Raw genomic sequence first — 15,300 nt, 5'->3', positions numbered from 1 at the left:
TAGGGATTATTTCTTAATATTTCTTAATAATAGTATATGTATATATTCAGAACACTTAATAAAATATTTAAGTTGGATTTTATCCCGGAGAAAAGGAATGGCCGAGCCTTTTTCATCCTTGAGTAAGACAGACCTGGTCAAGCTTTTAGAAATCTACGATCTGAGCTTACAAGTCAGGGACCAAAAGGAGTTCAAAACCGTTCTGAAAAAAATCCAGGAGCTCATTCCCTCCTCACTGATCGCCTGTGGACTGGTAAAAATCAATTCCTTGAACGAGGTCAAGAAGATGTTGAAAATCATCAACCATAGCTTCCCCAGCGACCTGATCGCCTTTTACTTGCAGCAAAAGTATCAAAAAGCCGATCCGGTGGTTAAAACAGCCTTAAGACTCAGGGGAAATATCGTTCGCAGAACCGAGATTTTCAGGTATTTCCAGGATAACTTTCGCAGCCAATACCTAAAAGATGCCTCCGACATCAGCCTCCATACGGGGCTGAGTTTCGGCATCGTGGAGGAAAAAACCTACCGGGCAAGCCTCTTTTCCTTTTGTGACAAGGAAATCGAAAAATCCCCTCGACATGAAACAATCCTTAATGGCCTAAAGTATCCCCTCCACCTTGCCCTCCTCAACTGCTCTCACCCTCAAGAAGTTGAAAAACCGGCCAAAGAAAGTCCCCAGGCCCTTACGGCAAGAGAACTGGAAATTTTAAAATGGATCATGGATGGAAAGACCAATTGGGAGATTTCCTGCATCCTCAAGATCAGCGAAGCCACCGTAAAGTTTCACCTTAAAAACATTTTTTTAAAACTAGACGTCCAGAACCGCTGCCAGGCGGTGGCGACGGCTTTTCATAGAAGGCTGTTATCCTTGTAAATCTTTTTTTTCTCTTCAGCCTTTTCAGCCTTTTAAGGAAGAAACGGCTCTTTTTATATTCTTATTGATATAATTCTTGTAATTGTATTGATTCTTTTTATTAATTGAAAAGACTTCTTTAAGTAGAGAAAAAGGCCATGCTCTATTTCGCTTACGGATCGAATATGGATTGGAACCTGATGAGGAGGAAATGTCCCTCGACCAGGTTTTTCTGCCGCGCCCTCCTCGACCGTTACAAACTTGTCGTCGCCCGGCAATCCAGCCTATGGAAATGCGGTGTTTTTGGGGTTATCCCTGAAGAAAAAAGCCAAGTCTGGGGAGTGATCTATGAAATATCCCCCTTTGAGCTGGGGAAGTTGGATGTTTCAGAAGAATACGATCCTTTAAACCCAACTCCCAGTTGCCAACGCAAAGAATGCCTTGTCTACAAGGAAGGGGACAATAATTACCCGCTGACCGTTTTTTCTTACTTCCCCGAGGTTTCCCCCAATCCCCCTCCTCTAAGCATCGAGTACATCAATAAAGTCATTTCCGGGGCCCACTACTGGCATCTCCCCAAAAACTACATAGCAAGTCTCAATAGACTTCTTCCCCAATGCCCGCCTCCATCGCGGGAACAAAAAGGATAAAGACGACTCCCTTGCTTACTCTACCCTATCGTCAAGAACAAAGATGTTTTCGTCAACTCCCAGGAACCGCGAAGCTTTTTTAGCGTAGTCTTCTCGGCTAGGAATGTCTGTAAGCTCTCTGAATACTTTGTGTGCTGCCAAGAAGGCATAATCTTTAAGCACCGCTTTCAATGAAAACCGATTATTTTGTTCGCTAAACAAGTAAAAAGTTCCTTCCTTATCCTTGATTAAAAGATCGTGCTTAAGTCCTTTATCCCCGGCTTGGGGTCGAATCGGGGTAACATCCAGGCTCTCGTAATGGGAAATCAAAAACTGGTAAACGTTTTCTCCGATCGTCTGGCCGATGACAAACGAGTTCAGAAAATTAAACAAAGAGGCTACCGCAAGCCAAAAGAGCATCGTTCTTAGCGTTTTCTTCATTCGCCTCGGTTGCCTACTTTGAACTAACTCAAGAAAACCCCAGGAGTTTCTCTTGGAAACCCATTCTTTTTCTCTTTTTTTCTCCTGGCACGGAAAAAAGAATCGGCATGATTGAAAAACCATGGGAAAAAGGACTTTTAAATGACCAAAGAAAAGGTTGTCAATCCCCACCTCTTCAAACTTTCTTAGAGAAACTCCTCCTTTTCTCTCTCTTCAATCAAAAAAACTCTTTGCCGTCCCCTTTTCTTATTAAAAGGAGTTCTTTCCTTAAGAATTATCCGGATCATTTTTTGCTTCGGCACACAACCACCGGTTATGCTCGGTAGGGCGCTGCTCGGGAACAAACAGCCGCCACCACGCATTTTTTATCACCGAAGGCCTGTAACCAAGCCCGGTAAGAAACTCAAAGCAGGATATTTCCAGTTGGCTGGAATGGGTTTCAACAAGGAGATCGACACGACCTGTAGCAAGAAGGTTTTCGCCGCTTTTTAATACACCCAGCTCTGCTCCATCCACGTCGATTTTAAGAAATCCCCTTTCGGTCCTATCCAAACTCAAGCTATCGAGGGGAAGCTCTCCTCTCAACACGTTGCACCCCAAAAACTGGGTGATAACAAATAAACGACCCTCTATTTCTTTGCCGGAAAGATTATTGTTTGCGTTACGCCGCAAAATGTCCACGCTGTCCTTTTGCGGCTCAATAGCATAAACTTTCTTACACAGCTTTTGCTTTAAGAAATAACTGACCAACTCTCCCGTTCCCGCTCCGACGTCAACCATCCACCTACTTCTTTGAGCGCACTTCCGTATAAATCCATACGTTTCGGTTTCCCATAATCCAAGCAAGACTTGCATCTGGCAACTTAAGTCGAGCTCCAAGTCAAGTCCCTTAAAAAGGCCGGCAATCACTCGACGCTTTGATCTACCTGGAGCAATTATCCCCCTTTTAATCCAAGAGAGGGGACGAAACGGGATTTGGTTTATAGCCATCTTTTTTTCTCCTTAACAGTTTAACCCATGACAAGGAGTTTTTTTCTTTTCCCTTCAGAAAAGAAGAAAATAACCTTCGGATTGATCATGCATTTTGCTGATATATCTCTTTTTTTTCCTTAAGATTGATCAAAGAATATAAGAATAAACCATTCTAATAAACCCAGTTTCTATCTAGATAAAACTCAATTATTAAAAAATATTCTTGATTTTTCCAACAGAATGTTCCAATGTAAGCATCGTCATTTGGGGACATTTTCCTGGGAAAAGAACATCCTTTTTGGGTTGAAATGTGAACCTTGCATGGAATCTTCTGCAAGGTAACGGCGGAAGCTTTTTCTCATAATACTAAGCGAGATTTCCTTTCAAAGAATTGAAGTAGCCTCTCATGTATTATATCTGCTATTATTCCTGAAAGAGGCTGTAAAGTAGTCCCAAGAATTTCTTGGACCCATTTTCTCCGCTCATCGGAATATCCCTGTTTCCTTAAGTCCCATTGAGTACAATTTGGCCTGCTTCCATTGACGATTTTTCAAAACAGAAAGGATTGCACAAGTCCAAGTCAATAGCCCCATGAGAGGATCGATTAAATCAAGAAGAAAACATCACTTAAGTTTACCAATCTTAAAAATTTCTAAGCTCAAAAAAAGAAAGTCTTTCTTATGGTTGGTCTCAATATAAAAAGACTGAATATTAACCCAAACAGATCCCTTTGGCCCTGGAAAGGGAAATGGGCCATTGTCTTTGATTTTCTTTTTTTGCTTGGAGCTTCAGCCTTCGTTTATTGGATGAGATACAGCACGATTTACTGGCCTAAAAATCTCCTTCCCCTCCTCTCCCACAGGCATACCGCCCTGTTTATCCTCTACGGTTTCATCTCCCTTCTCATCCTGCATCAAAAAGGGATCTACGATCCGAGAAATTCCTTAAATACCCTGGAAGAAACAAAAAAGATTTTTTGGGGACTCACCCAGGCGGCGGCATTGCTAGTCGTCATTCTTTTTGCGGGCCAAATCTACATATCCCGAAAGCTCCTTCTTGTCCTTTGGCTCGTCAGCTTGGTGATCCTCCCGGGATGGCGGTATCTCCTTAAAAAATTCTATTCAGGGGATCTCAAGGAAGGTAATCCCTGGATAAGAACCGTTATCGTGGGCGAGGGAGAAATCGTAAAAAAAATAGAAAAATATTATGAAAGCCATCCATTTCTAGGCATCTCTTCTTGGGGAGTGATTTCACCAACCGCCCAAGAACCGGGACATAGAATCGAAGATCTTCCCCAAGTTCTCGATCGGTACTGGATAGATGAGATCGTTATCTGCTGTCCCCTTCCTTTGAACCTAACCGAGTCGATTGTTCTTGAGGCGGTCAAGAGGAAAAAAAGGGTTAAACTGGCCTTTCCTTCCCTCTCTGAAAATCTCCATCCTCACTGGGAAAACATGGAGTTTTGCGATGGCTTTCCCCTGGTCCCTCTCTGCGACAAATCGATTCCTCTTTTTCATCTCCTTGTAAAAAGGCTTATCGACCTTTTGGTTTCCTTTTTTGGTCTTATCGCTTTAAGTCCCCTGTTTCTTCTGCTGGGTATAATGATCAAGCTACAAGACGGAGGACCCATTTTTTACCGTTCGACTCGAATAGGCAGAAAGGGAAGAAGATTTCCTTGCCTTAAATTTAGGACGATGTCGGTAGATGCGGACAAGAAAAAAGAAGAGCTAGCCCCTCTCAACGAAAGAATAGGCCCCATGTTCAAGATCACCAACGATCCCCGGATCACTCCCCTGGGTAAGTTTTTAAGAAAATATAGCCTGGATGAGCTTCCCCAGCTTTTCAACGTGCTTTGGGGACAGATGAGCCTTGTCGGTCCCAGGCCTCCTACGCCAGACGAAGTCGAAAAGTACGAAACCTATTCGCTGAGTTATTACCGCAGACTTGAAGTCAAACCGGGGATAACCAGCCTCTGGGCGGTAGAAGCGCGCAACGACCCTGACTTCCGGAGAGCGATTGAACTCGACTGCAAGTATATCGAGGAATGGACACCTTGGCTCGATTTCAAAATCCTTCTTAAAACTATTCCGGCTGTGCTTCGCGGAGAGGGAAGATAAAGTACATTAAATTAATATTAATTATTCTTAATATTTTTCTTGCCATAGAAAAAGAATTTTTCTACATGGTAAAAGTCATTTTGTATTTGAGTGTTGGCTAGAAAAAATGTAAAAAAATAAAACCAGAGGAAGGATACCCGATGAAAATAAAAAAGAAAATATATAGATCATTGTATGGGTTATTTGTCAGCGGGGTATTGACCGGGATGCCCTTTATGACTCCCGTCATGAGTCCTTTTCAAGGACCAAGAGCATGGGCCGAGACCCTCAGTTCCAAATCTATTGGAATGGCTGTGGGGACGGGGACAATCAGTCAAAACCAGTTGGATATACCCCTTTCTGGGGGAAAATTCCCCCTTTCCGATTGCGCGAGAATTGCAACCGAAGGGGGAAGCATTCGAGTCCTTTTTTCAGGGAAAAACTGGGTTCAGCTTGGGCCTTATGGAGCCATGAGGGTAGCGAAAACTGAAAAAGGCTATCGTATTAAAATAGAGGGAGGAGAAGTGAAGTTTCACTTAAGCCAGGGCGACCTGGTTAGTTTTGAATCCCCTTCTGCCATTATCTTTTCTTCGACGGTTGACCCCAAGGAGGGCTCTTTACTGGTAAGTTCTTCTGACATTACCTCAATAACGATGAAAAAAGGGGAGTACAAGGTAGAAGACCTGGCCAACAAGAAAGAACTTTTTGCCACGACAACCCATCCGGTTGTCCTTGGAGCGGGTTCTTTCGAGCTTTTAAGTGCAACGCCCGATGAAGTCGTTCCTGAAGGAAGCTCTGGACTCCCTTCGGGAGCCACTCCTCTTTTTGGAGCCGATGGGCATTCTGTAGGGTATTTGACAAAAAGTGGAGGATTTGTTTCTTCCCCCGGCATTGTTTCTCCGCTATCCCATCCCGTAAGCCAAGCTTCCTTAAGCAAAGTCCCCAAATTGCCTGCAGGTGCCAAGCCCTTTTTTGACAAGCATGGGAAGTACATGGGTTATGCAAAGGGAGGGCTTTTCGTTTACGATGATCCTCCCGATGACAATGAGGCAGACAAGAAGAAAAAAAGAAGAAGGGCTGCAGCGATTATCCTTGGAACCTTGGCGGCTGGAGTAGTGGGATTTACGGCGGCGGGTATTAGCGGAGCCTTTACCTCCCATCCCGGACCTCCTGTAAAGCCCGTCACCCCGTTCCTTCCCTAGTCTAAAGTACTATAATGACAGGCCTCTATCGAAGAGGATTGAAGAAAAAAGGAATTCTTCTTTTGAGTTCCTTTTTTCTTTTTTTCTTGGGGATGTCTTTTGGAAAATCAAGTAAAGACATCCCCCAAGCCTTGCCCGCTACGGCCGAAGATGCCAACAGCAAGATCAATGAAATCATCCTGATGCAGGCAAGCCAAACAGCCGATAAAGAAGGGGTGCCCCTAGGGGATGGAGACCTCCTTGAGATCCATGTTGCCGATTTACCCGAGCTTTCCAATATCAAGACAAGAATCACCCCTGCGGGCACGATTCTTCTGCCTTTGCTGGGCCAGATCCAGGTTGAGGGGCTGACAGCAGAAGAACTGCATGCTTTTCTCAAGACCAAGCTGGGTGAAAAGTACCTTAGGGATCCCCAAGTATCGGTTTCTGTCGTCGAGATGAAAAGCCACCGGATTTCGGTAATGGGAGCGGTATACAAGCCCGGAGTCTATGAAATGACCAACCAACTGCGGGTGGTGGATGCCCTAGGAATGGCCGGCGGACTAAGAGAGGATGCTTCAACGACGATTTATCTTATCCGTTCGCCCAAGAAAAGAAAAGCGGAGAATAGCCCCCCGAAAGCAGGTAATGAAATGAACGCGGGAGAAGAAAAGAAAGAGCCTAAAGCTGAGGCCCCGGTTGGTCCTCCACCGAAAGTCAAGAAAGAAGAACTGCTTTCGCAGATCAAGCCCTTTATCGTTGAAATCGATCTAAAAGAGATGATCGATGGCAAATCGGAAAGAAGCAACTTCCTTCTCATGCCTGGAGACGTGATCCAGGTTCCTCCCGCGGGATCAGTTTATGTAGGAGGAGAAGTAAAAAATCCAAAGGGAGTGCCTCTTAGAGGGGGAGTAATTACCGCTTACCAAGCCATCATCGAAGCGGGAGGTCCCAACGATAAGGCGGACATGTCTAAAGTTAAAATTTATAGAAAATTGCCTAACGGGCAAAAGAAGGTAATTTTGCTGGATTTAAGCCGTAAAAAAAGAGATTATAACGACTATACCCTTCAAAAAGAGGATGTCGTGGTGGTCGGGACCAACGGGCCGATGGCGGTCCTTGTCGGGATAAGGGACACGATTTTTTCGCGGCTCTTTTTGCCCATGCCTTACTGAGGATTTATGTCCGAGGAACTCCAGAAAAAACCCAAGGATAATTTGACCGTGGGGAACAAGGATGTTTTCCAGACTGAAGTTTTGCTTTCTCCCTACGAGTCTTCCGATTTAGAATGGCTTAAAGAAAAGCTTTGGGACATCTACCGGTTCAGGAAACAGGCTTTGCTCTTTTTTCTTGTTTGTCTTTTTGTCGTCTTTCTTTTTACTTTCAGCCAAAAACCGATCTACCGCGGGGAATCCGTCGTCAAGATCAACTCCACAAAATCCGAGGTAGTCCCCTATAAGCAGGTAAGCAATGACGAGCCAGGGCTTTTCGATTGGGAAACCTTTTTTAAGACCCAATGCGAAATCATCAAAAGCAGGTCCTTGGCTCAAAGGGTCGTTGAAAGACTGGAGCTTGATGAACACCTGGATTGGCTGGGTTTGAAACCAAAAAAGAACGGGCCCCTTCCTTCTTCTGAAAAACTTTCGGAAATCGTTCAAAATAATCTTCACATCCTGCCTGTCCGCGGCACGCGGCTTATCCGGATCTGTTACGATAGCCCCAATAGTTTCGGAGCCATGCAGGTGGCCAATGCCTATGCAGAATCTTTTATTACCTTTGGACTAGATAGGAAACTCGAAGCCAACCGGCATGCCCGCCAATTCCTTGCGGGACAAATCGAACTGATGAAAAAAAAGGTGACCGAATCCGAAGCCAAGCTTGCCCGTTTCATGGAAAAGACGGGTATTGTTAAGCTTCCCGGGGTGAACAGTTCACCTACCGAAAAGGAGCTGGCTCAAGTGAGTGATGCCCTTGCCAAGGCCAGGTTTGAAATGATCCGCAAAGAAGTTTTTTATGAGCGGGCAAAAAACGGGCTTGACATGGGCAAAAGCCTCACCATTCCCGATAACCAATATACCATGGATATCAAGAAAAACCTGCTTAAAGAGCAGGCCAAGTACAGGGAACTGGAAGAAATCTACAAGGAAGATTACCCCAAGATGGTCAGGCTTAAGGCGGGCATTGATGGCTTAAACCAACAACTTGCAGAAGAAAAACAGGCGGTCGTTGAAAAGCTCGAAGCGGAATACGAAGCCGCGAAAAAAAATTTCGAATCCTTGGAAGAAGAATGGAAAAAAACCCTTCTTAAGCTCAAAGACGAAAACAGCCTTCTAGCCAAGTACGCGATGCTCAAGAGGGAGGCGGATGCCAACCAACAGATGTACATGGGCCTGTTAAAAAGGCTCAAAGAAACGGATATCACCTCGGCCCTCAATTCCGGGAACATCGAAGTGGTCGAAACGGCTTCCATCCCTAAAAAACCGGTAAAACCCAAAAAAATGCTTAATCTTTTATTAGGCTTATTTGGAGGTTCGGTTGGAGGTATCGGGTTGGCTCTAGGTTTAGCCCTGCTGGACAACCGGTTTAGGGGTAAAGATGATATCGAAAAATTTTTAAAGATTCCCGTCCTGGGAGTCATCCCTGACATCGAAAAGCTCAAAAAGCACCAACCGGAAACTTACGAAGGGGATATTCCCTATGCGCTCATGACCTATGCCTTACCCGAATCTGAAGTCAGCAACGGCTTTAGAAGCATAAGGACCTTGCTTCACTACACCATTGCCGGTCGCCGTCCCCAGGTCATTACGGTTACGAGTACCCTTGAAAGCGAGGGGAAAAGCGGAACGACCGTTAACCTGGCCACCGTTCTTGGTCAACAAGGAACGGTGTTGGTCATCGATGCGGACTTGAGACGACCTTCGATCCATAAGATTCTTGGGTTAAGGCCCCGGCCCGGTCTTTCAGAAATTCTAACCGGGCAGGCCCAGGTAGAAGAGGCGGTCCAGCCGACAAGCTTGCCCAACGTTTGGGCGATCGTAGGGGGTAGAGCGGCCCTGCATCCTGCCGATCTTTTGGGAGCTGAATCCTTTTCCCAGTTGTGCCGATCTCTAAGAGAATATTTCACCTACATCCTCATCGATACCCCTCCGATGCGGGGGATGCCTGATGCTCCGATCGTGAGCATGCAATCCGAAGGGGTTCTCTACGTGATCGAGGATGGAAGAGATGACCGCAAGGAAGTCCAAAATAACATTGAAGCCTTTTCAAGAATAAATTCTCGAGTCCTGGGCATCATTTTAAACCGGGCCGATCCCCTTTCCCATTCCTCCTACTACTACGCCTACAAGTATAGATCCCAGGCTTCCTCCAATTCCCAAGAGCTCATGAGGAAAGAAGAGGAGGCTTAATGTTTAAAACTACGCTAAGCCGCTTTTTCTTCTCGGGATCGTTTCCCTCCTTCCTTCTCTTCCTCGCTCTTCTTCTCAGTCTTTTGTGGGGGTTATCTTTTAGCCCCCTTTTTGATAACCCTCTTTTACGACCGTTAAATGGCCCGTTTTGGCTAAAAGAAGCCGAAAAAGAGATCGCCCAAGGAGACGAAAGCCGGGCTTTGGCCATTACCCAGTACGTAGAAAGCATTTGTGGACCCGTAAGTCCCCTAAGGCTCAACCTGGCCGAACTTTTCATCGAGCTGAATCAAACCGACAAGGCCATAGGAGAGCTTAAGTTCGTTTTCGAAACGGACGAAAATTTAAGAAAGACGGCTGTGTTTCTTGCCAAAAGCTTGCTTGGAGAAAAGGGAGGATTTGCCCTCGTGGACGAAAAGAAAAGCGGTTCTTTGTCCGCCTACTTAAAGCTGTGCATAGATGAGAAATGGACAGAGGAAGCCAAGATGAGCTGGAATTTGGGAACATCCAAGGGTAAAATTCCTTTCGATCAAGAACTCTCAAAAAAATACGTCAATTTTTTGATCGGCAGCCGAGAGCTAAAAGAAGCCAAGCAGGTATGGAATAGGCTCATGGGTTCCAACAGCCTCGTCTGGAATGGGGATTTTGAAGAGGCCCTGCAAAACTGGGGCTTTGGATGGAGGTTCCATCCCCGGAGTTCTTTTTTAAAAATTAAACAGGATTGCCTGGCCGCTTTTTCCAAAAAAAGTTCCTTATTGATCGAATTCATCGGGATCGATCCCAACCATGACCAGGTGCTGGTAGAACAGCTCCTTTTCATCGAACCCAAAAAAAATTACCTTCTTTCAGCGGCAGCCAAGTATGAAGATATTTCAAGCAGTTCTGGAGTCGTCCTCGATGTTTACGATAAAGACAACGACCGGGTCTTGGGGAGTACCGAACCCCTAGCCATCAACAAAAAGTGGACGGTTGTGGAAGCTAAGATCAAAACCCCAAAAATGATCGGCACTTCTTACCTGAGAATCAAGTGGAAAGAAAGCCCCGAATGGGAAATTCCCCTCTACGGGAAAGTTTGGATAGACAAGGTCCAATTTGAAGAAATTCTTCCCGATGAGAAAGACCCCGCTTCCCCCGAAGACGAAGATTCTGGAGAGGAACAAAAGGATGGAGAAGATCCCTTTGAAGACAATGTTCAAGAACACTCTTCAGAATCTCCTTCTTCCTAAAACCATTCTTTACGGTGTTTTGATCCTTTCTCCTTGGCTTTTCGGTTCCGTTGAGCCCTGGTCAAAACAACTCCTTTTCTTTCTAATCCTCTTGGCCTTTATACTGTGGGTTGCAAAGAAAAAAGAGGAAAAAATCTGGCTTTTTCCCGGGTTTGTGGCTGGTAGCTGTTTTCTTTTTTACCTGCTTTTGCAGGTTATTCCCCTGCCTTCTGAGCTGGTAAGCTTCCTTTCTCCAGGAAGGCTTGAAATAGCTAAAAAAGTTTCTTCTTTCCTTTCCCTTCCTCCCGGAAAGGAATATCCTTCCGTTCTTTGCCTATCCCTCAATCCCAAGGAGACTTACTTTTACCTGCTTGAATGGAGTGGGCTTGCTCTCTACGGTTTTCTCCTTTTTCAACTGCTCTCTTCCCGAAAAGAAATTTCCTCCCTTATTTTGATCATGGTTATAAATGGACTGGCCCTGACCCTTTTTGGAGTCGTCCAAAGGGCTACTTTCAACGGCAAGCTTTACTGGGTAAGAGAACTGACCCAGGGAGGGGATCCTTTTGGACCCTACGTGCTGAGAACGCACATGGGGGGGCTTCTTTTGTTGATCGTTCCTTTGGGTTTAGGCTACCTATTCTGGCAGTATTCTCTTTCCCAAGAAGGTTTTCTTTCTTTAGCCGGACTCAAGGACAAGGATTTTTTTAAAAAACATCTCTATCTTTTTTTTCTCTTGGTCATTTCAACCGGGGTGCTCATGTCCAAGTCCAGGGGAGCGATCGGTAGTTTTTTGCTTTCCCTCTTCTTGCTCATGGGCTTTATCGCCTGGGGAGAAAAGGGTAATAAAAGGCTTAGCCTATTTCTCTTCGCCTTTATCTTTTCAGCCGTTCTTTTTACCCTTTGGCTCGCCTCGGATCTTTTTTTGGGGACGACCGAAAGGTTGATACAAACATCCGTCAATGAAGAAGCCAGGGGGGAAATCTGGAAAGAAGCCATGAAGCTTTGGAAGCTTTTCCCTCTTACCGGTGTTGGGTTCGGTGCTTTTGAAGATGCCTTTGGGATGGTTCGAACCGTTTTTCCCGGTCCACACCGGGTTGCCCACGCCGAAAGCGATTTCATTGAACTGCTCGTCGAGGGAGGAATTTTGGGAGCCTTACCCGTGATCTTTTTCCTCGCCAGGATGATAGGGGTAAATGGGCTCAAGATCCAAGCGATGGATGATCAAGGCCGAAAACTGGCCTTTGGAGCTTTATGTTCTTTTGTCGGCGGCCTTTTTCAAGGGGTAGCCAATTTTAACATGGCCCTCATGGCGAACATGCTTTATTTGCTCACTGCGGCTGTTATCTTATCGAAGGTTGTTGTCCTAGGGCAAAAAAAGGAAGGGTCTTTTGTGGAAAAGAAGTCCTTTCTGGAAAGAAAACTCTCTACTCTTTTCAGGCCATCCCCATGAATTTTTCCGTGAATCTCGCCGTTTGCGGCCGGTTTCATTATCACGGGTACGTCCCTTTTCTAGCCCAAGAAGGCTACTTGCAGATGTTCTACTATTCCCACCGCTTTGACCGGAAAATCCTCAAGGAAAACCCCGAAAAAGAAAGAAACCTTTGGCTTAAAGAATACCTTTGCCGTCTTCACTTAAAGATTTTTGGCTGGAAATACCTAGATAGGCTATTTTATCCCTACCTGTTACTTTGGGAAAAGGGGGTGCTGAAGCATTGGAGAAAAGCGGACCTGTGGCATCTGCTTCTCCATGGGACGGCCCTCAAAGTTCTCCAAAGGGCAAAAAATGAAGGAAGCCTTACCCTAGGGGAGGCGGTGAACGCTCATCCCCAGGTGGTCTCCCGGATTTTAGCCGAAGAGGACGAAAGACTAGCGTTACCCAAGCGCCAACACTTCTGGAAGGCCGCCAAAAGGCTCGTTGAAGAATTAAAAGAAATCGATTTTTTGCTCGTTCCTTCAAAATGGGTGAAAAAGAGTTTTGTCCAGGAGGGTTTCCCTGACGAAAAAATTCAAATTCTCCACTATGGGGTTACCGTTTCCCGGTTTAAACCTTCTCAAAGAAAAGATAACGTATTTCGAGTAATCTGCGTAGCCCAAATCACTCCAAGGAAAGGACAGGTTTACCTCTTGGAAGCCTGGAAAAAACTCAAGCTGCCCCATGCCGAGTTATGCCTTGCGGGAGCGATCGATCCAGCGATGAAACCACTTCTCTCCCGGTATAACGGCCTTTTTCGTTACCTTGGATATAGCAGCCACGAAAAAGTCGCATCTTTCTATCAAAATGCTTCGGTCTATGTTCTTCCCAGTCTTGAGGATGGGTTTGCCGTGAGCTGTCTTGAAGCCATGGCCAGCGGGCTACCCGTTGTGACCACCGATCAAAACGGAGCGTCGGATGTAATCAAGCATGGGGTTAACGGTTTTGTCGTCCCCATCCGCTCTCCAGAAAAAATCGCCTATTACCTTGAACTTTTATATACCCACCCTGGGCTATGCCGGGAAATGGGAGAAAAAGCGGCTTATGATGCCCAGCATTGCTACAATTGGGAAAGCTATGCACGGAAGCTTGTGAAAATCTACGAGGAAATCATAGGAGCTAGGGTATGCCCGTAAAGAATCAAAGTCTTTACGATATAAGCCTGGAAGCCGTGCCTTTCTGCCCCGTGTGCGGAGGAGAAGGAAAAATGACATTTAAAGAAGTAGGTGATCCCCTAGGATCGATTCCCGGCCGGTGGTCTTATAAGAGCTGCCAAAGTTGTTTTTCAATGTGGATGGATCCAAAGCCCATCAAGGAAGATATTCCCAAGCTTTATCCTAGAGATTATTATACCCATGAGAAAGTCGATGAAAGCTATTGGATCGAAAGAAGCAAGAGTTTCATTTCCAAGGCTTGGCAAAAAATCTGGGTAAGCGAACTTTCCGGCATGGGTTACTCCAAGGAATTAGCTTCCCATGGGCTGAAAAGCACACGGCTCGGCCAGCTTTTAGCCCTTTTTCCCCCGATCAAAATGGCGGCACGGGCGGAATGCCGGTTCCTGCCCGCCTCAATGAGGGGCAAAGTGCTGGATGTTGGATGCGGCAACGGCTGTTTTCTTTACTTTATGAAGAAGCTTGGGTGGGAAGTTCAAGGAGTAGAGCCCGACCCAAGAGCGGCCCAAATCTGCAAAGATCTCGGTATAGAAGTATTCCAGGCTCCTATCGAAGAATGTCCCCTTGAGAAGGACCACTACGAGGCCATTACCCTTTCCCACGTCATCGAGCATTTATCCGATCCGAAGGAGGTGCTCCTCAAGCTTTTTTCCTCTTTAAAACCTGGGGGAATGCTCGTCAGCGTCTCTCCTAACCCGGTTGGCCAATGGGCAAGGGCATTCGGTCCTGCCTGGAGAGGGCTTGATCCTCCCCGCCACCTTGTTCTGATCAGTCCCCAGGGCTTTGAGCTCATAGGAAGACAATTAGCTGTCCAATCCTTTGAGTGGTTGACGACCTGGAGAAACGAACACTCCGATGTCGCTCAAAGCAAGGCGATAAGAATGCAGGGTCATTGCAGAAATTTTCAAGTCAGCCTCCCCCAGACAAACTCTACGGTTATCTTGTTGCCCCGTGGCGAACTTTTTTCTTTCCCCGATCTGGGGAAGAAGTGGTCGCTATTTTTACAAAGGGTTAAAAAAGAACCCTCCCCATTATGACAGTTTCACTCAAAAACCGGGTTGGAATCATCGTTGTGACTTACAATAACGAAAGAGACCTTCCTCCCCTGGCCGATTCCTTATCCCGGGCTATCCATAAAGAGTATGTCAAAAAAATCGTCTTTGTCGATCCAGGTTCCCAAGATCAAACCCTGTGTTTGATTAGCTCCCTATTTCCAGAAGCAGCGGTGATCCAATTGGATAACAAGGGATACGGGGCGGCACTAAACACAGGCATTGTTTATTTTAAAAAGGATTTACCTCACTTTTTTTTCTTTCTTAATGCCGACATCGAAATTCCTCCCCACTGTTTCAATAATCTTCTCGATGAATTTATCAAGAACGACCTTCCCTCTTTTCCCATAGGAATAATGGGGCCTCGCATTCTAGCCCCTACACCTCGAGGCTGGGCCCGAAGAAAATTTAAGGAAAAGATCGTTATGGGAGATCCCTCAAGGCAAGCCCAAAAAAGGCTACTTCTACTCCGTTCATTCCATCCACGGAGCTTGCCTGCTCGTAAAGCGCGAAGTGATAGAAAAAGTGGGGAATTTTGATGAAGACTATTTCATGTACTGGGAAGAAGTCGATTACTGTACCCGGGCCAGGAAAAAAGGTTTTAAAATCGTCGTCGTGGGTTCTTTATACATCTATCACCATCCAAGAGAAATTCGAAACAATCAAAACCTTAACTTTATTTTTCACCTTCTATGGAAAAACCAGGTTCTTTTTGCAAAGAAAAATTACGGTTTGTTTAAAGGCACTCTTTTTTGCCTGCTTCGATTCCCTATATTGGTCAAGGAATTCGTTAAAGTGGCTCTAAAAAATGAATAAAGGTGTTT

At 45.6% G+C, this 15,300-nt stretch carries 14 protein-coding genes; 12 read left to right on the top strand and 2 right to left on the bottom strand.

The genetic code is table 11. From position 1 onward, the window contains the following. Positions 1–97: 97 nt before the first annotated feature. Together MINF_RS11790 and MINF_RS02555 are read left to right on the top strand one after the other, a co-directional pair. The gene (locus MINF_RS11790) at positions 98–874 is read left to right on the top strand and encodes a helix-turn-helix transcriptional regulator (RefSeq protein ID WP_079200406.1); all 777 of its coding nucleotides are present in this window, start codon (positions 98–100) and stop codon (positions 872–874) included. 137 nt (positions 875–1,011) lie between these two features. Continuing rightward, positions 1,012–1,503, top strand: a complete 492-nt coding sequence (locus MINF_RS02555) for a gamma-glutamylcyclotransferase family protein (RefSeq protein ID WP_012462915.1) — start codon at positions 1,012–1,014, stop codon at positions 1,501–1,503. Between the two features lie 15 nt (positions 1,504–1,518). Here the strand turns inward: MINF_RS02555 and MINF_RS02550 are convergent, their stop codons facing one another. Further along, the gene (locus MINF_RS02550; protein ID WP_148205097.1) at positions 1,519–1,923 is read right to left on the bottom strand and encodes a hypothetical protein; all 405 of its coding nucleotides are present in this window, start codon (positions 1,921–1,923) and stop codon (positions 1,519–1,521) included. Positions 1,924–2,190: 267 nt separating this feature from the next. Further along, positions 2,191–2,913 carry an FkbM family methyltransferase gene (locus MINF_RS02545; protein WP_012462912.1) on the bottom strand — a complete coding sequence of 241 codons (723 nt, stop codon included), beginning with the start codon at positions 2,911–2,913 and terminating at the stop codon, positions 2,191–2,193. 662 nt (positions 2,914–3,575) lie between these two features. On the opposite strand from MINF_RS02545, the gene MINF_RS02540 reads away from it, so the two are divergent. The 10 genes from MINF_RS02540 (at position 3,576) to MINF_RS02495 (ending at position 15,292) form a co-directional block, all read left to right on the top strand. Further along, the gene (locus tag MINF_RS02540) at positions 3,576–5,012 is read left to right on the top strand and encodes a sugar transferase (RefSeq protein ID WP_012462911.1); all 1,437 of its coding nucleotides are present in this window, start codon (positions 3,576–3,578) and stop codon (positions 5,010–5,012) included. A 140-nt stretch (positions 5,013–5,152) separates the two neighbouring features. Then, the gene (locus MINF_RS02535) at positions 5,153–6,193 is read left to right on the top strand and encodes a hypothetical protein (protein ID WP_012462910.1); all 1,041 of its coding nucleotides are present in this window, start codon (positions 5,153–5,155) and stop codon (positions 6,191–6,193) included. Between the two features lie 62 nt (positions 6,194–6,255). Further along, complete coding sequence (locus MINF_RS02530; protein WP_238523526.1) at positions 6,256–7,347, top strand: polysaccharide biosynthesis/export family protein; 1,092 nt, start codon at positions 6,256–6,258, stop codon at positions 7,345–7,347. A gap of 6 nt (positions 7,348–7,353) precedes the next feature. Beyond that, positions 7,354–9,579: a GumC family protein gene (locus tag MINF_RS02525; protein ID WP_012462908.1), complete on the top strand. Its 2,226-nt coding sequence runs from the start codon at positions 7,354–7,356 to the stop codon at positions 9,577–9,579. Beyond that, positions 9,579–10,802 carry a hypothetical protein gene (locus tag MINF_RS11115; RefSeq protein WP_012462907.1) on the top strand — a complete coding sequence of 408 codons (1,224 nt, stop codon included), beginning with the start codon at positions 9,579–9,581 and terminating at the stop codon, positions 10,800–10,802. Before MINF_RS02525 ends, MINF_RS11115 begins: the two co-directional genes overlap by 1 nt. After that, on the top strand, positions 10,765–12,231 hold the full coding sequence (locus tag MINF_RS02515) for an O-antigen ligase family protein (RefSeq protein ID WP_048810068.1): 1,467 nt from the start codon (positions 10,765–10,767) through the stop codon (positions 12,229–12,231). Before MINF_RS11115 ends, MINF_RS02515 begins: the two co-directional genes overlap by 38 nt. Then, positions 12,228–13,388, top strand: a complete 1,161-nt coding sequence (locus tag MINF_RS02510; RefSeq protein ID WP_012462905.1) for a glycosyltransferase family 4 protein — start codon at positions 12,228–12,230, stop codon at positions 13,386–13,388. The genes MINF_RS02515 and MINF_RS02510 overlap by 4 nt, the downstream gene beginning before the upstream one ends. Next, entirely contained in the window at positions 13,379–14,461 is a 1,083-nt protein-coding gene (locus tag MINF_RS02505) for a class I SAM-dependent methyltransferase (protein WP_012462904.1), read from the top strand. The genes MINF_RS02510 and MINF_RS02505 overlap by 10 nt, the downstream gene beginning before the upstream one ends. Continuing rightward, entirely contained in the window at positions 14,458–15,015 is a 558-nt protein-coding gene (locus tag MINF_RS02500) for a glycosyltransferase (RefSeq protein ID WP_012462903.1), read from the top strand. Before MINF_RS02505 ends, MINF_RS02500 begins: the two co-directional genes overlap by 4 nt. After that, on the top strand, positions 14,990–15,292 hold the full coding sequence (locus MINF_RS02495; RefSeq protein ID WP_012462902.1) for a glycosyltransferase family 2 protein: 303 nt from the start codon (positions 14,990–14,992) through the stop codon (positions 15,290–15,292). The genes MINF_RS02500 and MINF_RS02495 overlap by 26 nt, the downstream gene beginning before the upstream one ends. Positions 15,293–15,300: the final 8 nt, after the last annotated feature.

The sequence above is a fragment of the Methylacidiphilum infernorum V4 genome (assembly GCF_000019665.1).
GTDB lineage: Bacteria > Verrucomicrobiota > Verrucomicrobiia > Methylacidiphilales > Methylacidiphilaceae > Methylacidiphilum > Methylacidiphilum infernorum.
Note: the sequence above shows the minus strand (reverse complement) of the source record. Positions and strands in the feature narration are given on the sequence as shown.

Excerpts from the sequence above, each read along its gene's own strand:
- MINF_RS11790 (WP_079200406.1), top strand. The coding sequence starts at position 98 with ATGGCCGAGCCTTTTTCATCCTTGAGTAAGACAGACCTGGTCAAGCTT.
- MINF_RS02555 (WP_012462915.1), top strand. The coding sequence starts at position 1,012 with ATGCTCTATTTCGCTTACGGATCGAATATGGATTGGAACCTGATGAGG.
- MINF_RS02550 (WP_148205097.1), bottom strand. The coding sequence starts at position 1,923 with ATGAAGAAAACGCTAAGAACGATGCTCTTTTGGCTTGCGGTAGCCTCT.
- MINF_RS02545 (WP_012462912.1), bottom strand. The coding sequence starts at position 2,913 with ATGGCTATAAACCAAATCCCGTTTCGTCCCCTCTCTTGGATTAAAAGG.
- MINF_RS02540 (WP_012462911.1), top strand. The coding sequence starts at position 3,576 with ATGGTTGGTCTCAATATAAAAAGACTGAATATTAACCCAAACAGATCC.
- MINF_RS02535 (WP_012462910.1), top strand. The coding sequence starts at position 5,153 with ATGAAAATAAAAAAGAAAATATATAGATCATTGTATGGGTTATTTGTC.
- MINF_RS02525 (WP_012462908.1), top strand. The coding sequence starts at position 7,354 with ATGTCCGAGGAACTCCAGAAAAAACCCAAGGATAATTTGACCGTGGGG.
- MINF_RS11115 (WP_012462907.1), top strand. The coding sequence starts at position 9,579 with ATGTTTAAAACTACGCTAAGCCGCTTTTTCTTCTCGGGATCGTTTCCC.
- MINF_RS02515 (WP_048810068.1), top strand. The coding sequence starts at position 10,765 with ATGTTCAAGAACACTCTTCAGAATCTCCTTCTTCCTAAAACCATTCTT.
- MINF_RS02510 (WP_012462905.1), top strand. The coding sequence starts at position 12,228 with ATGAATTTTTCCGTGAATCTCGCCGTTTGCGGCCGGTTTCATTATCAC.
- MINF_RS02505 (WP_012462904.1), top strand. The coding sequence starts at position 13,379 with ATGCCCGTAAAGAATCAAAGTCTTTACGATATAAGCCTGGAAGCCGTG.
- MINF_RS02500 (WP_012462903.1), top strand. The coding sequence starts at position 14,458 with ATGACAGTTTCACTCAAAAACCGGGTTGGAATCATCGTTGTGACTTAC.